Below are 22,620 nucleotides of genomic sequence, written 5' to 3' on the forward strand. Positions count from 1 at the left end.
TCAGTAGATGACGCGGTGGTCCGCGCTCAGCCTGAATTCCCGCGACTTGCGCAGGTCCCGCGCCACGTTCAGCCGGCGCAGCCACCGGTCGGTGCCGTCGAAGCGGGCCCGGAACGGCTTGCGCCCGTGCACGACCCGGTAGTTGTCGATGAAGCAGATCTCGCCCGGGCTCAGCACGACCCCGCTCATCGCCGCGTCGACGGCGGCGGAGAACCGGTCCAGCGCCTGCTGTTCCTCCGGTCCGAGCACGCCCTGCATGTAGTACGGGTCCACGACGAGGTACGGGGAGTCGGGCGAGCCGAACAGAATCGCCACCGGCTCCGGGTCGCTCAGCGCCCGCTCGACGCGCTCGGCGCTGCGCCGCCGCAGGTCCTCGATCTTCCCGTCCCCGGCGGCCGGGTCGCCGCGGTTCTCGGCGCGGTGGGAGTTGTCCGGCAGGATGGCGAACCGCGGCTCGGACAGCACCTTGCGCAGGTCGTCGTCGATCCGCACGTCGGCGATGTCCGCGACGGTCGTCTCGACGCCGTCGGGGTTGCGCAGGCACATCAGGCCCAGGTAGTCGGTGCGCAGCGGGTGGAACGCGTCCTCGGTGTGCCAGGTGAGCAGTTCGCCGCTCCCCCAGCCGATCTGCTCCTGCTCGTGCTCGCGGATCGGGAAGATGTCGTGCATGATCCGGCCGTCCTGCTGGGTGGCCCAGCCGATCGGCTCGCCGAGCAGCTGGGCGATCAGGAAGAACGCGATGTCGTAGCGCAAAGTCGGGACGACGGCGGGCTTGTCCTTCCAGTGCGACGGCGTCGGGCCCAGCTCGGCGTCCGCCACCGGCAGGCCCGAGACCACGAAGACCCCGGCCGGTTCGGTGAGCCGGAACTCGTGGAGCCGCCGTCGGACGCGCCGGGGCAGCTCGTCGGCGTGGAGGCGGGCCTCCGACTGGAATTCCGCGGACTCCACGGTGTCGTACCGCCGCGCGAGGTCGTCGACGACCGACCAGATGGCTTCCACGTCTTCGGGGTGCAGGTTCAGCCGGTGCACGGCGACTTCCTTTCGTATCCGGACAAGAAGGAGCCTGGCCGAACAGACCGGCCAGGCTCCAGGTGTTTGACGCTCCAGCGAAAGGGACTGGTCAGGCGGCCGACGGTTCGGCCATCGCGACCGCGATCCGGCGCGGGCCGGTGAACGGTTCGCGCGCGTGCGTGGTGAGCATGTTGTCCACCACCAGCAGGTCGTCGCGCTCGTAGTCGAACCGCACCGACGCGGCGCGGTAGCAGGCACGCAGGTGCGCCACGACGTCGTCCGGGATCCGGCCGCCGTCGCCGTAGTAGGTGTTGTTGGGCAGGTTCTCCTCGCCGCACATTTCGAGCAGCCCTTCGCGGACTTCCGCGGGCAGCGTGCTGACGTGGAAGAACGTCGCGTGGTTGAACCAGACGAGCTGACCGGTGCCCGGGTGGCGGTGCACCGGTTCGCGCACCGCCCTGGTGCGCAGCCGGTCGCGGTCGAGCCATTCGGCCTCGATGCCGTTGCGCGCGCAGTAGGCATCGACTTCGGCGCGGTCGCCGGTGGTGAACGCCTCGCGCCACGGCAGGCCCAGCTCGTCGCCGTAGTTGCGGACGGTCATCCACTTGCGACGTTCGAACTCGGCGCGCACGGAGGCGTCGATGGACTCGTACACCGCCCTTGTGGACGACAGCGGTGTCGCGCCCTGGGTCGACGGCGGCTCGATGCAGTAGAAGTACAACGTCAGCGGCCAGACCGCCTGGTAGGAGTTCTCGTTGTGGGCGAAGATCTCCTCCTGCGGCGGGTAGTCCGTCGAGGTGTAGACGTTCCCGCTGATCCGGCTGCGCGGGGTCGAGCGCTCGGAGTAGGTCAGCGGCGCGCCCGAGAGCTCGCGGACCGCTTCGTCCAGCCCTTCGACGCCCCCGACGGTGAATCCGCGGAACAGCACGGCCCCGTGCTCGGTGAGGGCCTTGCGGATGTCGGCGCGGTCGAGCCGGATCCGGTCGTGGATGGACGCGCCGTCGCCGTCGAGGACCAGAGGCAGCGCGTTCGTCATCGGTTCATCGCCTCCACCAGGCTCTTCGGCCGCAGGTCGGTCCAGTGGGCGGTGATGTGGTCCAGCGCGCTCTGCCGGTCGGTCTCGGCCAGCGCCACCGACCAGCCCGCCGGGACCGGCGCGAACGCCGGCCACAGCGAGTGCTGGCCTTCGTCGTTGACCAGCACGAGATAACGGCCGTCGGGGTCTTCGAACGGATTGGTGCTCATCGGGGTTTCCTTTCCGGGAAACGGGCAGTTCAGACGACTTCGGGGCACCGCAGACGGGCGGGCTCGCGGCTCTTCAGCAGGGCGACGCCGAGGCCGGTGAGGGAATGCAGCACCGAATTGCGGCTGCGGGCGGTCATCACCAGCCCGGCCTTGCGCAGCACGCTGGCGTGCTTGCTGGCGCCGGCCAGGGATATCCCCAGCCGCTGCGAAAGCTCGCTGGTCGTGCAGCTTTCGGTCAGCGCCTGCAGTGCCGCCGCGCGGGTGTGCCCGACCAGCGCCTCCAGCGCCTGTTCGTCGGGTTCGTCGACGGTCCACAGATCGGCGGGCGCGGGCACCCCGAACACCACCGCCGGCACGCCGGTGGCCCGTTCGGACTCCAGCACCACGGCGGTGCGGCCGGACAGGAACACCGAAGGGCTCAGCGACAGCCCCCGCCCCCGGAGGTGGATGTCGCGGTCGGTGTCGTCCGGGATCTCCAGCACCGGCGCGGTCCAGTTCACCTTGGGGTGCAGCGCACCGAGCAGGCCTTCGACGCCGGTGGTGATCGCGACGCGGCCCAGGGAGTCGCGGACCGCCTCGAGGTGGGTGCGCACCCGTTCCCAGTGCGGCATGACCGCCAGCCGGCAGAACTCGAACACCGTGGCCGTGACCTGCTCGCGGGCCGGATCGCCGCGCCAGGCCGGCTCGAGGTCGCCCTCGGACCGCTCCAGTAGCCACACCAGCTCGTCGAGCGGCAGGCCGTCCCGTGCGGGCGACTTGCCGAGCAGCGCACGGACGTTGGTGCGCCACGCGTGGAAACCCACGCTGCCGGTGCGGCCGTACAGGTCCATCCCGAACACGCTCTCCGCAACCGGTCCGAAACTGGCCACCATGCGCATCCGCGCGAGGTCGGCGGCCGTGAAATGAACTCTCAACACATTCAGGCCTCTTGTCTTCCACGGCGGGTGCGCGACCGCAGCAAAACCACTCCGGCGGGACGACACTCCCGCCAGAGTGGAACACAAGCCGAACACCGCCGAACGTGTACTGCCGACGCGGGGACATCAACTCGTGCGTCGACGCCAGGCCCCCATGACCCGAGACGGCGCCCACCCTAGCAGCGATTAACCGAGCAAGTAAACACCTTGTTTGTGGTTAACCGCCGCATTGCTCCATACCAGCGGAAGCCGATCCGGCAAATAGCTGAGAACAAATGAAAGAATTGACTGCCCCAGTCGGGAAAAAAGCCGCGCCGCCCCCAGGATTCCAGCGGCGCAAGTCGATCACTCCGCCGAAGTTGCCAGCGTCCGCGCACCGTCGTCAACGACGACGCGAACGTTTCGGGTCGATCCGAAACGTTCACGCCATAAGCGCAGGTGGCCGTGACCCCAATCACATCGGTACCGATATCCCCGGCATTCGGTCACGCACTTCGGGCAGTATCGATTGCGGGGTGATGGCACAGTGTTGCGAGTGCACTTCAGCGAGTCGGATATCGACCGGCTGACGGTGGCGGATGCCGCCGACCCCATGTGGGAACTCCTGACGAGCGTCTACCGGCTGCAGCGGCCCGAGGGCGAGCAGGTCTTCGGGCGGTGGCGCGAAACCTCCCGGCCGGCGGTCCCCGGCTCGGTCACCCGGCTGCTCGACGCGATTCCGCCCTACGGGTACTGCCCCGACTTCCTGACGCCGTCGGAATTCGGCGGCGATCTCGCCGACGGCCTCGCCGCACTGGCCCGGACGCCGGAGTCGGCGCTGCGCGGCGACATCGCCGCATTCGCCGCCGAGCGGAACCGGCTCCCGAAGTGGCTGCGCAAGATCGCCCACGGCGACGGCCACGAACTGCAGACCCTCGCCGACACCGCGTACGAGTACTTCCGCCAGTGCATCGGCCCGCACTGGCCCACGATCACCCGGGCGGTGGACCGCGAGCGGGACCGCTGCCGCGAAGCCCTGCAGCGCGGCGGGCCGCACCTGCTGCTGTCGACCCTGCACCCGGACGTGCGCTGGCGGCCCCCGGTGCTCGAGGTCCGCTTCCCGGTCGAGCAGGACCTGCACCTGCGGGGCCGCGGCCTGCGGCTGCTGCCGTCGTTCTTCTGCCACGGCATGCCCACGACGTACAAGGACGCCACGCGCTCCCCGGCGCTGGTCTATTCGATCGACCACCAGCCGAGCCCCGCGGCGATCGCCGAGCCCGGCGCGGCGCTGAGCGCCCTGCTCGGGCACACCCGCGCCCGGATCCTGGTCGCGGTGGCGGCCACGGAGTGCAACACGAGCCAGCTCGCCGAGCGCACGAACACGGCCATCGCCACGGCGAGCAGCCACGCCTCCATCCTCCGCGCCGGCGGCCTGATCGAGAGCACCCGCAGCGGGAAGTCGACGGTGCACACGATCACGCCGCTGGGCCTGGCGGTCATCAAGGCCGGCTGAGCGGGACCGGAGCAGCGATGACCACCGATCGCCCGATTGACGGCCGCGCCGCGGCCGGTACCGTATGGGAGCGCTCCCACATCACGGCGGCAGGAGTCTCTTCATGGGTGCTCGACGACGACGTCACCTCAGGCCCGGAACGGCGAGCGGCTGCGTCCTGGCCGGCGTCCTGACCGCGCAGATCATCGCCGTCCCCGCGGCCTCCGCGGCCGCCGGGCCCGCGCTGTCGGTCGACGTGTCCGCCGCCCGGCACCCGATCAGCCCCGGCATCTACGGCCTCAACGGCGGCGATCCGGCGTTCAACGCCGAAATCGGCCAGACGGTCGCGCGCTGGGGAGGCAACGCCACCAGCCGCTACAACTTCAAGAACCACACCTACAACACCGGCAGCGACTGGTACTTCGAAAACATCGTCGCCGACGAGGACCACTCTGTCGAAGGCATGGTCAAGTCCAATTTGGACCGTGGCATCAAGCCCGTGGTCACCGTGCCCCTGAGCGGCTGGGTGGCCAAGGACTCGCCGTCATCGCATCCCTTCGCCTGCGGGTTCCCGGCGACCCGGTTCCCGCAGCAGGACAGCTTCGACCAGTGGGACCCCCACTGCGGCAACGGAAAGCTCGGCGACCAGAACCTCACCGGCGTTCCCGCCGACACCTCGATCCCCGCGGACGCGGCGTTCGACGGCGAGATGGTGTCGCACCTGGTGGACCGGTTCGGCACGGCGGCGCAAGGCGGGGTGCCGATCTACGAACTCGACAACGAACCGGTGCTCTGGTCCAGCACGCACCGGGACGTGCACCCCGAACCGGTGTCGGACGACGAACTCGGCAGCAAGGGCACCGCGGCCGCCGCGGCGATCAAGGCCGCCGACCCGAGCGCGGCGGTCCTCGGCCCGTCCGGCTGGGGCTACTGCGAATGGGTTGCCTCCGGGGTGGACGGTTGCGGGCCGGGCGCCGATTCGGCCGCGCACGGCGGGCTCAACCTGTCCCAGTGGTACCTCAAGACCATGAAGGACTACAGCGACGCCCACGGCGGCAAGCGCTTCCTCGACTATTTCGACCAGCACTTCTACCCGCAGATCAGCGGGGACAAGACCCCCGAGGCCAACGCGCTGCGGCTGCGGTCGGTCCGGTCGCTGTGGGACCCGACCTACGTCGAGGAGTCCTGGATCGGCCCGAGTGGCGTCAACGCGCCGCCGCTGCAGTTCATCCGCACGATGAAGTCGTGGATCGACCGGTACAACCCCGGGACCAAAACCGCCATCACCGAGTACAACTGGGGCGCGCTGGACGACATCAACGGCGCACTGGCCGAAGCCGACATCCTGGGTGTCTTCGGCCGCGAAGGCCTCGACCTGGCCACGATGTGGGGCGAACCCAAGCCGACCGACCCGGGTGCCTACGCGTTCCGGATGTACCGCAACTACGACGGCGCCGGCAGCCGCTTCGGCGACGTCAGCGTGTCGGCGACCGCCGCCGACCAGGGCCGGCTGGCGGTGTACGCGGCGCAGCGGTCCTCCGACCAGGCGCTGACCGTCATGGTCGTCAACAAGACCGGCGACGACCTGGCATCACCGCTGTCGCTGGCCGGGTTCGACAACGCCGGCGCGGCCCAGCGGTTCACCTACAGCCCGGCCAACCTGAACGCCATCGTGCGCGGCGACGACCTCCCGGCGGCCGACGGCCGGATCGACGCGACCTACCCGGCGAACTCCATCACGCTCCTGGTCCTCCCGGCGGCCGGCTGCACGGCGACCCTGCAGGTCAACGGCGGCTGGAGCACCGGCCACGTCGCGACGGTGACCGTCACCAACGACCGCCGCACCCCGATCACCGGCTGGCGGGTCGGCTGGACCTGGAGCGGAAACCAGCAGATCACCAACTCGTGGAACACCACCCTGCAGCAGAACGCCGCCGGCGTGGTCGCCGCCGACGCCGGCTGGAACGGCCGGATCGGCCCGGGCGGCAGCACCACCTTCGGGTTCCAGGCGAGCGGGACGGCCCCGCCACCGAAGCTGACCTGCACGCCTGCCTGAGGCCGCCGGGCCGGTCAGTCGCCGAGCACCAGCTGATCGGCCATGGGGGTCCAGCACGCACGTCGTGGATCCATGATCGTTTCGCGGCCCCTTCCGGTCACCTCGCCGGAGGACTCACCGCGGCCCGCGGCGCCGTGAAACCGCTTTCCCGACTCCGCAACGGCGCTACGATGTGGTGCCCGGACAAAGGAGTTCGCATGGTGAAAGCGTTCAGCCGGCGCACCGCGCTGGCCGCCGGCGCGAGCGTCACCGCCGGCCTTGCGTGGCCTGCCGCCGCCCGCGCCGCTCAACCCGGCGGCGTGGGCTTCACCCTGGACGCCGAAACGCTCGACGGCGGCGAACAGATCACCTCGGTCACCCTCCGGACCGCCCGGATCGGGCCGATCGACCCCGCGAGCCTGACCACCGGCACGTTCACCGTGCACGCGAGGGCCACCAGCCCGATCGACACCGGCGGCCAGGACATCGGCTACGACCTCGACCGGCCCATCACCGCCGCACGGCTCGGCCACCACGGCGACATCGTGCTCGAGCTCGGCCACGCCGAAGGTCAAACCGGCGGCAACACCCTCGGCTACGTCAACGGCAAGAGCCGCAACGTCCGGCTCGACCTGGTCTACACCATCACCCAGAACACCCCCGTGCGCCTCCGCAACGGCCGTCCGGTCACCCTCACCCGGTTCACCCAAGGCCCGCTGGCCAACCCGGAGGCCGACGCTTTCACCCACCACACCTCACGTTCGGGGATGAAGTACCGGCTGTACTCCCCGGCGGCGCACCACGACCGGCGCCCGTTGATCCTCTGGCTCCACGGCGGCGGCGAGGGCGCATCCCTGCCCGATGGCTACTACGACAACGAAACGACGCTGCGCGCCAACCGGGGCGCACTGGGCTTCGCCACGCGGGAAGCCCAGTCGATCTTCGGCGGCGCCCACGTCGTCGTCCCGCAGTGCACGTCCGCCTGGATGGACGACGGTCCCCGCTTCGCGCCGCTCATCGACGAAATCCTCCGCGAAGTGATCCGCACGCGCCCCGTCGATGCCCGGCGCGTCCACGTCGCCGGCTGCAGCAATGGCGGCTACATGAGCCTGAAGATGACCACGGTCTACCCCAGGACGTTCGCCTCGTCCGTCCCGATCTGCGGCGTCGTCGCGGCCCGGAAGGCCGGTGACCCACCGCTGATCCCGGACGCCGAGCTGGCCGCGATCAGCACACCGACGTGGCTGGTCGCCTCGCGCGACGACGACACGGTGGACCCGCAGGCCAACACCGTCCACGCGCACGAGCTCATCCCCCGCTCGGAACTGACGCTCTACGACCACGTCGTCCGGAACGGTCACCAGTTCCCCGGTCACTGGTCGTGGATCTACGTCGCCCGCAACGATCCGAGCACCGGCGGCACCCACGTCTGGCAGTGGATGGCGCGGAAGCACCGGTGACCGGCCGGGTCCTCGGCTAGGGACCCGGCTCCCCGCCGAGGGCCCGGTACACCGGCCGGAGCAGTTCGGCGACGTCTTCGCCGCCCACGGTGATCGCGAACGGCGGAACCTGGTCCAGGAGCGCGTCGGCCGGCGTTCGCGGCCCGTGCAGCGGCGCCGCGCCGCCCACCCCCGGGGCCGGCCCGCAGTCGAAGAAGGTGTCCATGACTTCGGTCAGCGGCGGAGCCGTGTCGGCGGGATCGAGCGGTTCGGCGGAGACGAGCCGGTTCTTCAGCTCCTCGAGCAGCGCCTCACGGGTCCGGCCGCGCAGTGCGAGGATGGTGAACGGATCTTCCGCGACCCGCCCGACGAGCGCGGAGAACACGGCGTTCAGGTGACCGCACGGGACCTCGGCGTCCGGGCAGGTGCAGTCCAGTGACACCTCCCGCGCCGAAGACGGGAACAACGGCAGGCGGACCCGCTTGAAGGTCTGTTCGACCTCCCGGGGCAGTTCGCCGCCGAGCAGCAGGACGGTCGACGACGCTTGGGCGGCCAGGGCCTGGGTGATCGCCGCCCAGTCCGCTTTCCCGAACGCCGTCAACCCGATTCTCACCGTGTGCCGGCGACCGTCGTCGACCTCGGCGTCGACACGCCCGGCGCCGACCTCCAAGGACACCACGCGGCCCTGGCCGGGTGCGGGCAGCAGGACACCGATCGCCGTCAGCGCCCGGAGGAACCGGGCCGGCCACCACGGGAGCGGCTCACTCATCGAGCGCCTCCTCCCCCAGGGTGAGCACTCCGCGCAGGGCGTCCGTGGACAGCTCGGTCAGCAGGCCTTCGCCCTCGCCGACGACCATGCCCGCGAGCGCGCGTTTCCTGCTGATCAGGGTCTCGATGCGGTCCTCGATGGTGCCCGGGCAGACGAACTTCCGGACCTGGACGGTGCGGCCCTGCCCGATCCGGAACGCGCGGTCGGTGGCCTGGTTCTCCACGGCCGGGTTCCACCAGCGGTCCAGGTGCAGCACCTGGGTGGCGGCGGTCAGCGTGAGCCCGGACCCGCCGGCCTTGAGCGACAGCAGCAGGATCCTCGGTCCGTCGCCGGACTGGAAGCGTTCCACGATTGCGTCGCGCGCCCCTTGGGCCAGGCCCCCGTGCAAGAACCCGACTTCGGCACCGAGCCGGTCCGACAGGTGGGGCACGAGCAGGTGGCCGAACTCGGTGTACTGCGTGAAACACAGCGCCCGGTCGCCCGAAGCCAGGATTTCCGCCAGGACCTCTTCGAGGCGGTTGACCTTGCCGGACCGCTGCCCGATCGGGGAGCCGTCGTGCAGCAGGTGCGCGGGGTGGTTGCAGACCTGCTTGAGCTTCGTGATGGCGGCGAGCACGTTGCCGCGGCGCTTGATGCCGTGGGTGGTCTCGATCTTCGTCATCATCTCGTCGACGATCGCGCTGTACAACGTGCCCTGTTCGCGGGTGAGCCGGTACTCCTGCCGGATTTCGATCTTGTCCGGCAGCTCGGGGACGATCGCGGGGTCGGTCTTCACCCGGCGCAGCAGGTACGGCTGCGTCAGCCGGCGCAACGCGGCGGCCGTGGCGGTGTCGCCCCGGCGCTCGATCGGGACCGCGAACCGGCGCCGGAACTCGAACCTGCTGCCGAGCAGTCCGGGGTTGAGCAGGTCCAGCACCGACCACAGATCGGCCAGCCGGTTCTCCACCGGGGTGCCGGTCAGCGCGAGCCGGTGCTCGGCCGTGAGCCGCCGCACGGCCTTGGCCGTCGCGGTGTCGGCGTTCTTGATGGCGTGCGCTTCGTCGAGCACCAGGCGTCGCCAGGTGAACGCCTCGAATTCGGTGGCGTCCCGGGTGGCGGTGGCGTAGGTCGTGACGACGAGGTCGGCGGCGGCGACCTGCCCGGCGAGCGTGTCCCCGTGCCCGCGCGCACTGCCGTGGTGGGCGAGGACCCGCAGGTCCGGGGCGAAGTGCGCCGCCTCCCGCTGCCACATGCCGACCAGCGACACCGGGCACAGCACCAACGTCGGACGGCGCTCGCCCTCCGCCCGCTCGGCGGTCTCGAGCGCCAGCGTCTGGACGGTTTTGCCCAGCCCCATGTCGTCGGCCAGGCACGCACCGAGCCCCAGCGCCGCCATGAACGCCAGCCAGGCGACCCCCCGCTCCTGGTAGGGACGCAGCGTGGCGCGGAACGACGGCGGCGGCGCGACCGGCCGCACGGTCCGGTCGACCCGCTCGGCCAGGACGTCGCCGACCCAGCCGTCGGCGCGGACGTCGGTGACCGGCAGCGGCGTCTCCGTCCCGAGGCGGACGAGCTCCAGCAGCTCGGCCGCGGTGGGGCGCCGGGTTCGCCGGTGCGGGTCGCGGCGCAGGAATTCGAGACCGGCCCGGAGCCGGTCGGCGTCGACGCTGATCCACCGGCCCCGCAGCCGGACCAGCGGGGTTTTCGCCGCGACGAGCTTGGCCAGTGTTTCTTGGCCGATTTCCTCGTCGCCCACCGCGATCGACCAGTGGAACGCGGCCAGCTCGTCGCGGCCCACCCGGCTGCGGGTGACGACCTGCTCGGTCGGTGAGCTGCGGACGGAAAGCCGCAGGCCGAGCCGGCGCCTGCCGTCCCAGGTGGCCGGGAGCTGCACTTCGAACCCGGCTTCGACCAGCCGGGGCGCGCCCACGGTGAGGAACCGTTCGGCTTCCTCGACGGTCAGGTCGTGCTCGGACGGCCGGGTCCGGCGCAACGCCGGCGCCAGCATCGGCTCCACCAGCGCGGCGCGGCCGAGTTCGGCGACGAGCAGGCCCCTCGGATCCCGGACCAGCCCGTTCGCCCCGCCCGACCAGATCTGCCCGGCCGGCAGCAGCAGGCTCGGATCGGCCGTGGCACGCAGGAGGAACTGCAGCTGCCACTTGGTGCCGTCGCCGGTCTGGTCGTCGGGATCGTCCGCCTCCGGCGGGCGCAAGGTGCCGACTTCGGCCAGCCGGAAGCAGGCCCGGCCGTCGACGACGTCGGTGTCCGCGACCTCGTCCCACTTCGCGACGGCGTCGGCCAGCACCCGGAGCTCCTCCAGCGGCAGCTCGACGCGGGGATCGCCGCCCGGCAGGGCGGACAGCCACACCCCGGCCGGGCCGCGGCCCCCGCGCAGCCCGACCGGCGGATCCGCCCGCGCCAGCCGGTCCCGGACCGCCGTGTCGACCAGGGCGTGCAAGGCGTCGGTGACGAGCGCGCGCGGCGAGGCCCCGGTGAGCGGCGCGATCTGCTCGGCCCGCCCGACCGGGGGCAAGGCCGCGACCAGCGCCTCGAACGCGGCGAAGTCCACGCCCTGCAGCACCGGGCGCCACCGGGCCTCCGCCGCGTCGCCCCGCCGGACCAGCGTCGGCAGCACCCGGCCGCGGCGCACCAGATCCGTGGCCAGGCGGGCCACCGCCTTCAGGTGGGTGACCGAACCGCCGTAGGAGGCCGCGTCGTCGAGATCGTCCAGCTCGGCCGCGTCCACGACCAACGCCGGCACCGACCACGGCCGCAGCGACGGCGCCGGGCCACGCGGTTTGCGGCCGTCCCCCAGCTCGGCGGCGGCGAGCGGCCGGCTCGCCCGCGACGGCAGCAGCAACGTCACCGACGTGGGCTTGCCGGGGTGCAGAGCGGTCAGGTCCGCGCTGGAGACCGCGAACGGGTGCGCCAGCGCGATCCGCGCCGGACGGCTCGACGTGCCCGCCGGGACGCGGTCGCGCTCCGCCCAGAGAAGCAGGCCTCGGTCCGGAGACCACAGAGCGTGCACCAAGGGCAAGGTCTGAGGCTCCTTCGTCCGGTCCGGGTTCACCGCCGATCGTCGCACAGCCGGCGGAGAGGGCGCCGCCGCGTTCGCCGCTACGAGGTGATCACCGCGCTCGCGCGGCCCCGGGCCCGGCCGCTCAGTTCGGCGTCGAGGGTTTCCTGGGCGAACCGCATCTGCTCCTGGTACCGGGGCTCGCCCAGCCGGCGCATGCCTTCGTCCGGGGCCACCGTTTCGACGGAGGCGGTGATCCACCAGATGTTGCCGAACGGGTCGCGGACCCGGCCGCCGCGCTGGCCGAAGGCGTTGTCCGTCAACGCGGTCACCTCGCGGGCTCCCGCCTGCAGCGCGGCAGCGAACGCGACGTCGGCGTCGGGCACGAAGACGCGCAACAGCGACGGCAGGCCGGGCCAGTCCTCGTGCTGGTCGAACGCGAGCACGACCGTGTCGCCGATCCGGATCTCGGCGTGCCCGATGCTGCCGTCCTCCAGGGGCACCCGGCCCAGTTCGACGCCGTCGAAGGCCGCGGTGACGAAGTCCAGCAGCGCTCCGGTGTCCTTGGTGACGATCCAGGGCGCGACCGTGGTGTAGCCGTCAGGGGTGGCAGTCATCGGAAGTCCTTTCGCGTGGGTGATCCCACGCTAAGGACCAAATAGGTCAGATCGTGTCCTCAAGTCCTCCGTCGCAACGCCTGGGAATCCCGGAGGTACCGGGCCGGCTCACCGTGGGTCAGCGTCCGCCGGCCGTCGGAGTGGGCGGCGTGGTGCCGGTGCGTTCGTCGCCGTAGCTCAGCCAGGTCCCGATCGGGGCGCGTTGCCCGACGCCCGGACGGCGGTAGTCGCACACGCCGCCGGGGAACGCCTCCCGCAGGCGTTGCCGCTCCGCCGCGGTGAAAGCGACCGGGTAGTCGCGGAAGTCCAGGGGCTTCAGGCGGCACTTCAGCACGTCGAGGGCCAGGCTCTCACCCGCGACCATCCGGGGGTTGGCCGCCACCGGGTACTGCGCGCCGCACTGCCCGCTCGCCGGGTACGTCAACTTCTCGGTGATCCGCAATGCGGGCGACAGGTAGCAGCCGTCGCCGAGGTCGGCCGGGCGGTTGGCCAGCACCTTCTGCCGGCGGCTCCGGTGGGAACCGTCCGCGTCGATCGCGGTGAGCCAGCGGTCCATGGCGTCGAGTTCGTAGGCACTGGCGGCCGCCGCTTCGGCCGGGGTGGCGTGGTTTTCGATGATCACCTGGTTGCCGGCGGTGCCGTTGGCGCGCAAAAGGCGTTGCCGCAGCACGTAGGACCATTCGGTGGTGTGGATGTCGTTGCCGAACCCGGCGAAGTCGAGGTCGGTCCGCTGGTCGATGATCGGCGTCTCCCGCAGGCCTTGCGACGCGGAGTTCACGATGTCCTCGGCGTACACCGCGTCGAGGGCCTTCGGGTCGGCCACGATCCGTTGCGGCACGGGCGTTCCGGTGTGGTCCAGGCCGCCGATCGCGGAGTTGAGGTCCACGAACTGGGCCGCGGTGATCGTCCCGGCCTTCAGCGCGGCCAGGCCGTACTGCACACCCGTGGTGTCCAGCGGGCTGCGCACGAACCCGGTCCGCGGGTCCCGGCCGAGCTGGTTGACCAGCTGTTCATTGGAGTTGCACTTCACCCCGCCCGGGTTGGTGACCGGGTCCCACCGCGCCGCGACCGGGATGGCCGCGTTGCAGCTGCCGGTGGCGGTGGCGCGGCTGGCGAAGGTCTTGTCCCAAGAGACGCACGTGTCGTAGCTGGCAAAACCCGCGACGGCCTGCTTCTGCGCCGCGGTGAACGACGCGCCCGGGCCGGCGAAGTACCGCTCCAGCAGGCGGCAGTCCGAGACCGGGCCACCCGTGCTCAGCGGGTCGGGGAACGACACGCCGGGGATGATGCCGTCGACGATGCCGGGGTAGTTCTCCGCGATGTCGTACTGCTGGATCGCCCCGCCCGAGCCACCCCAGCCGATGGTGTGCGCGATCGGGCCGTAGGTCTCGGCGAAGTGCTCCTTGACCATCATCGCCGCTTCGGCCGAAATGATCGGGCTGCAGTTGTTGTCGAGCACGTTGAGGGTCGAAGACGCAACGGCGTAGCCGCGGGCCAGGAACAGGTCGTTCAGCACCCCGCCGGTCGAGCTGCCCTGGTGGTAGCCCGCGTTGCAGCCGCCGCCGAAGGTGTAGACCAGCCTCCCGTTCCAGCCGCCCTCCGGCGCGAGGGGCGACGGCTCGCCGTCGTAGAGCGCCGCGATCTCGTAGACGGCGCGGTCGATCGTGCCGCGCTCGACGCGGACCACGTACGGCACCGCGTGGCCGCCGACCGTGGCCGTCGCCAGGTCCGCGGGCCGGGCTGCCGGGTCCGCGAGCGGCGCGAACGTCCCGGCGGTCGTCCGGTACTGGTAGCTCACCTGCGTCGGCGCACTGCACAACGGCTGCGTCGCCGCGGGCAGGCCGAACGCCTGGGTCTCGCAGTAGAACGGGAGCTGCTGCGCGCCGGAGAAGACGGGGCCGGTGATCGGGTGGTTGGTGACGCGCAGGGTCGCCCGCCGGTCCGGGCCGGGCCCGCTCGCCCGGGCTCTCAGGTCGTTGGCACCGTCGCGCAGGCCGGTCACCAGGCCGAGGAGGCTGCCGTCCGGCTGTGCGCGGAAGCTCGAGGTGACGTCGTGGCCGTTGGCGCTGACGGTGACCCGCCGTTCCGCCGGAACGACCCTGACCAGAATCTGTCCCCCGCTGACGAGCGCCGCCCGCGGGTTCGACACGGTCTCGATCGTCAACTGCCGCCCCGGCGGGTTTCCGGGCGCCGCCACCGCGGTCGCGGATCCCAGCAGGAGGACGGGCGCGGCGAGGGCCGCCACCACGGCGGATGAGCGCACAGCACGGTCTGCCACCGGAGACTCCGCTCGCTCGTGGCATCGCGTCGTCGCGACACCGGGCAGCTGTCGGTATAGCACCTGCGGCCCGGCCGGAACAACGGCCGAAGTTCGCTGGGAATATCCGTTTCCCGCCCGCCGGCAGGCGACCGGGGCTACCATCGCGGTCGGGGGTGGTCGCATGGATCCGGGTCCGCACGACGAAGGTACCGCCGCCGGCTTCCGGGCCGATCTGATCAGCATGGAGCAGATGCGGCAGAAGCTGGTCGAGGTGCGGGACCACTTCCAGGCCAAGGTCGACCGGCTGGGCGGCTTGGAGAGCAGCCTCCAGTTCACGTTCTTCGGTGGCCACGCGGGCGAGACCGGCGCCTTCCAGGCGAGCTACCAGGCTTTCGGCCGGGAGTGGGTCAAGGACTTCCACCGGATGCTCGCCCTCGACCAGCTGTTCGTCGGCCTGATCGACGAACACGGCGAGGCGGTCAAGCAGGCGATCAAGCTGTACGCCGATTCCGACGACTCCGCGCGGTCGCAGCTTCACGACATCCTGGGCAAGATGGGGTAACCCTAGGGGGAATCATGACACTCGAGTGGCCACCGCCACCGGATGCGAAGGCGGGCAGGCTGCTGGCCGAGGTGGACGTCACCGAGCTGCCGCACGCCGCGCCGTTTTCCGCGTGCCTGGAGGCACTGGCGGCCAGTACCGAGGTCTACGCGTGGGTTCCGTGCATCGCGAACGTCAACGGGCGGGTGCAGGAGCTCCACAACCACGGCGTTCCCCATCGCGACTACAAGCCGTCTTCGATTCCGGTGGCGACTCCGGACGCCTACCAGAACGCCGCGGCCAAGCCGGAGTTCCTGCACACGGTGCTCCAGCACCTCGGCACGACCCCGGAACACTGCCTGGCCTTCGCCGAGGTGCTCTGCGGGCAGGACCTGAACATGGGCGGGACGGTGACCGAAGACCAGGAAGGGTACGTCACGCCGATCGACTGGGCGTACTACAACCTCGCGTTCTTCAAACAGGGAGACGACGGCTCGGCTTCGGGCGACGTCAAGGAGTCCCTGGCCGACCTGGGACAGATCACCAGCGCCCAGACGGCGGTGACCCACGCGGACTGGAGCGGTCCCGCCAAGGACGCCGCCGTGCGGAAGTTCGCCGAGCTGGTGAATTTCGTCATCTACGTCCGCGGGCCGATGTACGCGGAGTTCGGTGCGACGCTGATCGCGTACGCCGCATTGGTGAAGGCGGCCAGGAACCAGCTCGACGGGATCATGGCGCAGACGGTCGCGGCCATGCGCCGTCTCGAAGCCTCCAACAGCGGCGATGTGGTCAAGGCCCTGGCGGTCCTGCTCACCTTGGCCGGCTTCCTCCCGGCGCTCCCGTACAGCATTTCGTTCGGGATCGCGGCAGCCTCCGCCGTCGTTTCGGCGATCGATTCGAAGGCCAAGGAAAAGGCACCCCCGGCGGAAATCGCGATTCCCGCCGATCGGGCCCAGTCGTGCGTGGACATCCTCCGCTGGTACCTCGACGAGGCCCGTGCCACGTGCGAGGCCCTGGCCGACGGGGTCACGAAGCTGACGAAGCGCCGGGTCGAACTGCTCGACGAGGTGCTGCGCACCGTGCCGGAGGCCAACCCCGTGCCGGACGTGCTCAAGGCGCTTCCGGCCTGAGGACAGCCGGTCGGCCGGGTGCTCCGCCCTGCCGATGCCGATGCCGATGTCCATGCCACCGCACCTCCAGCCGGGGAGCGCGAACTCCCCGGCTTTCCGGAGGTGGGTTCAGGCGGTCCTCACACCAGGGATGCGGTCAGCCCGCCGTCGAGGACGTAGTGGCTGCCGGTGATCCAGCTCGCCCGGTCCGACGCCAGGAACGCCGTCACCTCCGCGATGTCCTGCGGGGTGCCCAGCCGGCCCTGCTTGGCCGCGACGAGGTCGCCGAACGGGACCTGGGTGGCCGCCTCGAAGTCCGGGACCAGGCGCTCGACCATGGCCGTGTCCGCGAAGCCCGGGCAGACCGCGTTGACCCGGACACCCGTCGGGCGCATCTCGACCGCCGCCACGCGGGTCAGCTGGATGACCGCCGCCTTCGTCGCGCAGTAGGAGCCGAGCAGGGGGCTGCCGCCGATGCCCGCGATCGAGGCGATGTTGACGATGTTCCCCTTGGCCTCCACCAGGTGCGGGATCGCCGCCTTCATCGCCACGAACGTGCCGCGGACGTTGACCGCGAAGATCTTGTCGAAGCTCTCCGTCGGCTGCTGCAACAGCGGTGACGACACCTCGATCCCCGCGTTGTTCACTAGGACGTCGAGCCCGCCGAGGAGGTCGACGGCCTGCTGGATCGCCGACTGCACCTGGATTTCGTCGGTGACGTCGCAGTTGGCGACGCCGGCCGCGCCGATCTCGTCGGCCGCCTGCTTGGCCGACAGGGAATCGAGGTCGCTCACGACCACCCGGGCGCCGCGTTCGGTGAACAGGGCCGCGATGGCCTTGCCGATGCCGGCGCCGGAGCCGGTGACGAAGACGCGCTTTCCTTCGAGTTCGGACATGCTGGTCCCTTTCACATCGCGTCGATCTTGGGGAGGATTTCTTCCTTGAGGCGCTTCAGGTCGTCGAGGGTCTTCGCCACCGGGACGTCCTGGAAGGGCGGCCACAGGAACGGCATGGTCAGCCCGGCTTCCCGGTAGCGCTTGAGCTGGTCGGTGATCTGCGCCTGCGAGCCGACGAGCAGGTTGGTGCCCTTGCCCATGGGGCTCTGGTCCATGTCCTGGTCGGTGATGACGAACCAGATCATGCTGGCGATCTCGAGGTCGTCGACCGACCGCGGGGTGTCGAGGGCGTCGAGCTCGCGCTGGATCTCGGTGCGCCAGCGCCGGATGTCCTCGGGTGAGTCCTGGATGCCGATCCAGCCGGAGAGCCCGTACTTCGCGATGCGCGCGGCCGACCGCTTCGCGTCCTTGAGGCCGCTGAAGAAGATCGGCGGGTGCGGTTTCTGCACCGGCTTCGCGCCGAAACCGCTGCGCTGGAAGTCGGCGAACTCGCCGTGGTACTCGAACAGATCGTTGGTCCAGATGCCCTGCATGATCTCCAGGGTCTCCCGGACGTGCTTGTGCCGCTTGGGGAAGATGTGCGACGCGCTCGCGGCGGCGAACTCCTCGGGCATCCAGCCGGAGCCGACGGCGACGTTGAGCCGGCCGCCCGACAGGTGGTCGATGGTCGCGAGTTCCGCGGCGAGGACACCGGGCGAGCGGTAGGGCGTGTCGATGATGCTCATCCCGATCCGCACCTTCGACGTCTTCGCCGCCAGCCACGGGATCAGCGGCATGCCCTGCAGGAACTCACCCCGCGAGCTGACCGGCAGCCCCTTGGGAAAGCCCTCGATCATGCCGAAGGAGTACTGCATCTCCTGCGTGTCCGACGTCTCCGGGACGATGATCCGGTCGAGCGTCCAGACGGAGTCGAAGTCGAGGTCCTCGGCCAGCGCGGTGAGGTCCTCGAGCTCCCGCACGGTCACCTTGTCCCGGAAGTTCGGCAGGTAGAGCGCGAGTTTCATGTGTTCTCCTTCAACGGGTGGCGAGGGTCGTGCGGATCTCGGCCTTCAGCACCTTGCCGACGGTCGAGCGGGGCAGGTCCGGCCAGACTTCGATCTGCTTCGGCGCCTTGACGCTGCCGATGCGGTCCTTGACGAAGGCGATCAGCTCGCCGTCTTCCAGTTCGGCGCCCGGCCGGAGCTGGACGACGGCGGTGACCCGTTCGCCCCACTTGTCGTCGGGCAGGCCGATCACGGCGCAGTCGCGGACCGCGTCGTGGGCCAGCACCGCCTGCTCGACTTCGGCGGAGTAGACGTTGAACCCGCCGGTGATGACCATGTCCTTGGCCCGGTCGACGATGTGGAGGAAGCCTTCGCCGTCGAGGAACCCGATGTCCCCGGTGTGGTGCCAGCCGTGGGCCGACGCCTCCGCCGTGGCTTCCGGGTTGCGGTAGTAGCCCGCCATCACCAGCGAGCCGCGGACACAGATCTCGCCGCGTTCGCCCTGCGGTACGGCCTTTCCGTCGCCGTCGAGGATCGCCACCGTGACCAGGGGCGACGGCCGTCCGGCGGAGGCCAGCCGTCCGGTGTGGACGGTGCCGTCGGGACGCCGGTGCTCGGCGGGCGACATCGTCGAGATCATCATCGGCGCCTCGGACTGGCCGAAGAGCTGGGCCATCGGCCCGATGCGGTCGAGGGCTTCGGTCAGCCGGGCCGTCGACATCGGGGCCGCGCCGTACCAGAAGCACTGCAGCGACGACAGATCCGAGCCGTCCAGGGCTTCGTGGTCGAGCACGAGGTAGATCAGCGTCGGCGGCAGGAACGTGTGGGTGACGCGGTGGCGTTCGATGAGCTCCAGGAACCGGCCGACGTCCGGCTTCGGCATGATCACGACCTCGCCGCCGCGGGCCAGGACCGGGAAGCACAGGACACCGGCCGCGTGGGTCAGCGGGGCCAGGGCCAGGTACACCGGGCGGCCCTCGAAGGGGTAGCTCATCAGCGTGATCGCCGACATCACCTCGAGGTTGCGGCCGGTGAGCATGACGCCCTTGGGCCGCCCGGTGGTGCCACCGGTACCCACGAGCGCGACGACGTCGTCCGGCTGGGCGGCCACCGCGGGCGGGTCGTCTTTCGCCTGGCCGACCCAGTCGTCGAAGCCGGGCGCGAAGCCGTCGCCCTCACCGAGCCGGACGAGGGTGGTCAGCTTCGGCAGCTGCGGGGCGATCCGGCGGACCAGGTCCTCGAAGGCGGGCTGGAAGACCAGGGTCGTGCAGTCGAAGAGGTCCAGGAGCTCGGCGTTCTCGGCGGCCGCGTTGCGCGGGTTGATCGGGCACCACACCGCGCCGGCCCGCGAGATGCCGAAGACGCAGGTGAACGCGGTCGGGTCGTTGGCCGAGAGGATGCCGACCTTGTCCCCCGGGGCGACGCCGGAGCGCCGCAACGCCCGGGCGACGGCCTCGGCGAGCTCGACGACCTCGCCGTAGGACCGGGAGACCCCGTCGAGGGTCAAGCAGGGCGCCCCGGGGTCCAGGGAGGCGCCTTTTTCGAGGTAGAAGAACAGAGACATCGTCGTCCCTCCCGACTTCGCCGGTGGCTGGTGACGACCATGACCGCCGCCTGGACGAATGTCAAGATTTTCTTGGACGATTGGCCAGAAAGCGGCCGGATGGTATCTTCGGCGCTGTGACCAGCGCACCCGCCGTGAGGCGCCGGACCCCAGCCGACAAGTTCGAGGACCGCCGCCGGGAACTGGCCGACGCGGCGCTCCTGGCCCTGGCCGACCTCGGCTACGCCCGCACCAGCCTGCGCACGATCGCGGAGCACACGAAGTTCTCCCACGGGCTGCTGCACTACTACTTCGCCGACAAGGTCGAGCTGATCACCTACTGCGTGCGGCGCTACAAGGCCGCCTGCGTGCAGCGCTACGAGGGCGGCGTCGGCGAGGCGGACACGGCGGCCGAGCTGGCGTCGGCGTGCGCGGACGGCCTGGCGGCGGCGCTCGGCGAGGCGCCGCTGATGCACCGCATGTGGTACGACCTGCGCACGCAGTCCCTGTTCGAGCCGGCGTTCCGCGAGGACGTCGCCGAGATCGACGACAATCTCCGGGACATGATCTGGCGCAACGTGACCGCCTACGCGGAGCTGGCCGCCGCCGAGCCGACCTGCTCGGCGGCGGACGCGTACGCGCTGTTCGACGGGCTGTTCCAGCAGGCGCTGCTGCGGCACCTGGCCGGCGAAGAGGCGGCGCTGGACGACCTGCGACGCGGGGTGCGGGAGCTGTTGCCCCGGCTGGTCGGCTAGCTTCCGTCCCCGACGACGATGACGTGCAGGCTCCGCGGCCCGTGCACGCCTTCCACCCGGGTCAGCTCGATGTCGCTGGTCGCGCTCGGCCCGCTGATCCAGGTCTGCGGGCGGGCCGGGTCCAGCGCGGCCACCGCCTCCGGCACGCCGGGCACGATCTGCTCCTCCCGCAGCACGCACACGTGCACGTCCGGCACGAGGCTCAGCGCCCGCCGGCCCTGGCCCGGACCGTGGTCGAGCACGATCGTGCCGGTGGCCGCGATGCCCAGCGCGGCCGTGGTGACGACGGCGTCGAACTCCGCCAGCTCCGCGGTGGTCGAGGGCGGCGGCGAGCCGCCGATGTCGACCGGGAACCCTTCGGGGACCAGGACTTTCCGCGCCGGCCGCAAGGCCGCGTGGAGAGCATCCGGCAGTTCGGCGGCGGTGCAGCGCGTGAGGGCGGCGCGGTAGTCGAGCACGCGCTCGGCGAACAACTCGACGTCCGCGTGCGCGACGGTCGCGCGATACCCGCGGGGCACCACCGCTTCCGCGCGGTCCGCGTGCCGAAGCGCACCCCGGACGGCGGCCAGGATTTCCTCGCGCGCGTTCATCGCTTCCCCCACCAGGACCGGAACGACTCGCGCGGCGGCGCGGGCAGGTCGCGGCTGTCCGTCCACAGTGAACCCGGCCACGGCAGGTGGGACAGGGCGCGGCGGCCGCCCGGGAGCAGACGGCGGCCGAACCGGGTCAGGGCCCGGTTCGCGACCCCCAGGCCGCGTTCGGCCAACCCCAGCCGCCGGGCGTCCGAGAGCACCCACGACGCCGTCTTCATCGCCACCGCCTCGGGTTTCGGTGGCCCGCCGCGGTGCGCGTCGACCACCCGGGAACGCAGGTGCACCAGGACTTCCGGGATGTCGATGCGCACCGGGCACGCCTCGAAGCAGGCGCCGCACAGGCTGGACGCGTACGGCAGCGAATCGGTCTGCTCGTCGACGCCCACGCCTTTGAGGAGAGGGTTGAGGATCGCGCCGATCGGCCCGGGGTAGACCGAACCGTAGGCGTGGCCGCCGGTCCGTTCGTACACCGGGCAGACGTTCAGGCACGCCGAGCAGCGGATGCAGCGCAGCGCCTGCCGGCCGACCTCGTCGGCGAGCGCGCGGGTGCGGCCGTTGTCCAGCAGCACCACGTGCAGTTCCTGCGGCCCGTCGCCCGGGGTCACGCCCGACCACGTCGAGGTGTAGGGGTTCATCCGCTCGCCGGTGCTCGAGCGCGGCAGGAGCTGGAGGAACACGTCAAGGTCGGCCCACGTGGGCACCACCTTTTCGAGGCCCACCACCGAAACGAGCACCTCGGGCAGGGTCAGGCACATCCGGCCGTTGCCCTCGGACTCGACGACGACCAGGGTGCCGCTTTCGGCGACGGCGAAGTTCGCGCCGGAGACCGCCAGCTTCGCCCGCAGGAACTTCTCGCGCAGGTGCAGCCGGGCCGCGCCGGCCAGCTCGGCGGGGTCGTCGGTCAGGCCGTCGGGCGACGGACGGCCCGCCGCGGCCATCTCGCGACGGAAGATCTCCCGGATCTCCGCGCGGTTGCGGTGGATCGCCGGCACCAGGATGTGGCTGGGCAGGTCGTCGCCGAGCTGCACGATGAGCTCGGCGAGATCGGTCTCCCAGGCGGTGACGCCGTGCTCGGCGAGCGCCTCGTTGAGGCCGATCTCCTGGGTCGCCATCGACTTGACCTTGACGACCTCGTCGACGCCGTGGTCCCGCGCGATGCGCGCGACGATCTCGCACGCCTCCGGCGCGTCCCGTGCCCAGTGCACGGTCGCTCCCCGCGCCTGCAGTGCCGCTTCGAGGGTCAGCAGGTGCTCGTCGAGGCGGCGCAGGGTGTTGTCCTTGATCGCGGCGCCGGCCAGGCGCAGTTCCTCCCATTCGGCCACCTCGCCGACGACGGCCGCGCGCTTGGCGCGGATCGTGCCGGTGGCGTGGGCCAGGTTGCGCCGCAGCTGCGTGTCGGCGAGCGCTTCCCGGGCCGCCGCCGGGAAGGCGGGCATGCCGA

At 71.1% G+C, this 22,620-nt stretch carries 19 protein-coding genes; 6 read left to right on the top strand and 13 right to left on the bottom strand.

The annotated features are described in order from the left end of the window. The 4 genes from gntD to IE317_RS03315 form a co-directional block, all read right to left on the bottom strand. On the bottom strand, positions 1-1,029 hold the full coding sequence (gene gntD, locus IE317_RS03300) for a guanitoxin biosynthesis L-enduracididine beta-hydroxylase GntD (RefSeq protein WP_191306527.1): 1,029 nt from the start codon (positions 1,027-1,029) through the stop codon (positions 1-3). Positions 1,030-1,120: 91 nt separating this feature from the next. Beyond that, complete coding sequence (locus tag IE317_RS03305) at positions 1,121-2,047, bottom strand: TauD/TfdA family dioxygenase (protein WP_191306528.1); 927 nt, start codon at positions 2,045-2,047, stop codon at positions 1,121-1,123. Continuing rightward, positions 2,044-2,256, bottom strand: a complete 213-nt coding sequence (locus IE317_RS03310; protein WP_191306529.1) for an MbtH family protein — start codon at positions 2,254-2,256, stop codon at positions 2,044-2,046. Before IE317_RS03310 ends, IE317_RS03305 begins: the two co-directional genes overlap by 4 nt. A gap of 29 nt (positions 2,257-2,285) precedes the next feature. After that, a complete protein-coding gene (locus tag IE317_RS03315) occupies positions 2,286-3,170 on the bottom strand; it encodes a winged helix-turn-helix domain-containing protein (RefSeq protein WP_191306530.1) in 885 nt (294 codons plus the stop codon). A gap of 538 nt (positions 3,171-3,708) precedes the next feature. Here IE317_RS03315 and IE317_RS03320 point away from each other — a divergent pair. The 3 genes from IE317_RS03320 (at position 3,709) to IE317_RS03330 (ending at position 8,139) form a co-directional block, all read left to right on the top strand. After that, the gene (locus tag IE317_RS03320) at positions 3,709-4,665 is read left to right on the top strand and encodes an ArsR/SmtB family transcription factor (RefSeq protein ID WP_229902443.1); all 957 of its coding nucleotides are present in this window, start codon (positions 3,709-3,711) and stop codon (positions 4,663-4,665) included. A 103-nt stretch (positions 4,666-4,768) separates the two neighbouring features. Next, a complete protein-coding gene (locus IE317_RS03325) occupies positions 4,769-6,700 on the top strand; it encodes a glycoside hydrolase family 44 protein (protein ID WP_191306532.1) in 1,932 nt (643 codons plus the stop codon). 197 nt (positions 6,701-6,897) lie between these two features. Next, positions 6,898-8,139, top strand: coding sequence for a PHB depolymerase family esterase (locus IE317_RS03330; protein WP_191306533.1), 1,242 nt, complete (start codon positions 6,898-6,900; stop codon positions 8,137-8,139). Between the two features lie 16 nt (positions 8,140-8,155). On the opposite strand, the gene IE317_RS03335 is transcribed toward IE317_RS03330, so the two are convergent. From IE317_RS03335 to IE317_RS03350, 4 genes are all read right to left on the bottom strand, one after another. Beyond that, positions 8,156-8,887 carry an SWIM zinc finger family protein gene (locus IE317_RS03335; RefSeq protein WP_191306534.1) on the bottom strand — a complete coding sequence of 244 codons (732 nt, stop codon included), beginning with the start codon at positions 8,885-8,887 and terminating at the stop codon, positions 8,156-8,158. Beyond that, positions 8,880-11,903: a DEAD/DEAH box helicase gene (locus IE317_RS03340; protein WP_191306535.1), complete on the bottom strand. Its 3,024-nt coding sequence runs from the start codon at positions 11,901-11,903 to the stop codon at positions 8,880-8,882. Before IE317_RS03340 ends, IE317_RS03335 begins: the two co-directional genes overlap by 8 nt. Before the next feature lie 80 nt (positions 11,904-11,983). Next, positions 11,984-12,499 carry a VOC family protein gene (locus tag IE317_RS03345; protein ID WP_191306536.1) on the bottom strand — a complete coding sequence of 172 codons (516 nt, stop codon included), beginning with the start codon at positions 12,497-12,499 and terminating at the stop codon, positions 11,984-11,986. Between the two features lie 118 nt (positions 12,500-12,617). Further along, positions 12,618-14,777 (bottom strand): DUF6351 family protein, encoded by a 2,160-nt coding sequence (locus IE317_RS03350; protein ID WP_191306537.1) that lies wholly within the window; start codon positions 14,775-14,777, stop codon positions 12,618-12,620. A gap of 163 nt (positions 14,778-14,940) precedes the next feature. Here IE317_RS03350 and IE317_RS03355 point away from each other — a divergent pair, with 163 nt between their 5' ends. Together IE317_RS03355 and IE317_RS03360 are read left to right on the top strand one after the other, a co-directional pair. Continuing rightward, positions 14,941-15,321, top strand: coding sequence for a hypothetical protein (locus IE317_RS03355; RefSeq protein WP_191306538.1), 381 nt, complete (start codon positions 14,941-14,943; stop codon positions 15,319-15,321). A gap of 14 nt (positions 15,322-15,335) precedes the next feature. Next, a complete protein-coding gene (locus IE317_RS03360) occupies positions 15,336-16,430 on the top strand; it encodes a hypothetical protein (protein ID WP_191306539.1) in 1,095 nt (364 codons plus the stop codon). 119 nt (positions 16,431-16,549) lie between these two features. Here IE317_RS03360 and IE317_RS03365 read toward each other — a convergent pair whose 3' ends face one another. The 3 genes from IE317_RS03365 to IE317_RS03375 are packed head-to-tail and all read right to left on the bottom strand — an operon-like array spanning position 16,550 to position 19,852. Further along, the gene (locus IE317_RS03365; protein WP_191306540.1) at positions 16,550-17,305 is read right to left on the bottom strand and encodes an SDR family NAD(P)-dependent oxidoreductase; all 756 of its coding nucleotides are present in this window, start codon (positions 17,303-17,305) and stop codon (positions 16,550-16,552) included. Between the two features lie 11 nt (positions 17,306-17,316). Further along, a complete protein-coding gene (locus IE317_RS03370; protein WP_191306541.1) occupies positions 17,317-18,309 on the bottom strand; it encodes an LLM class flavin-dependent oxidoreductase in 993 nt (330 codons plus the stop codon). 10 nt (positions 18,310-18,319) lie between these two features. Then, the gene (locus tag IE317_RS03375; RefSeq protein WP_191306542.1) at positions 18,320-19,852 is read right to left on the bottom strand and encodes an acyl-CoA synthetase; all 1,533 of its coding nucleotides are present in this window, start codon (positions 19,850-19,852) and stop codon (positions 18,320-18,322) included. Positions 19,853-19,968: 116 nt separating this feature from the next. Between IE317_RS03375 and IE317_RS03380 the strand changes: the two genes are divergently transcribed. Continuing rightward, complete coding sequence (locus IE317_RS03380; RefSeq protein WP_191306543.1) at positions 19,969-20,586, top strand: TetR/AcrR family transcriptional regulator; 618 nt, start codon at positions 19,969-19,971, stop codon at positions 20,584-20,586. Here the strand turns inward: IE317_RS03380 and IE317_RS03385 are convergent. After that, the gene (locus IE317_RS03385) at positions 20,583-21,176 is read right to left on the bottom strand and encodes a LutC/YkgG family protein (protein WP_191306544.1); all 594 of its coding nucleotides are present in this window, start codon (positions 21,174-21,176) and stop codon (positions 20,583-20,585) included. The genes IE317_RS03380 and IE317_RS03385 overlap by 4 nt on opposite strands. Then, a complete protein-coding gene (locus IE317_RS03390) occupies positions 21,173-22,615 on the bottom strand; it encodes a lactate utilization protein B (RefSeq protein ID WP_191306799.1) in 1,443 nt (480 codons plus the stop codon). Before IE317_RS03390 ends, IE317_RS03385 begins: the two co-directional genes overlap by 4 nt. Positions 22,616-22,620 lie beyond the last annotated feature (5 nt).

Origin of the sequence: Amycolatopsis bullii (genome assembly GCF_014654205.1) — a bacterium.
GTDB classification, from domain to species: Bacteria; Actinomycetota; Actinomycetes; order Mycobacteriales; family Pseudonocardiaceae; genus Amycolatopsis; species Amycolatopsis plumensis.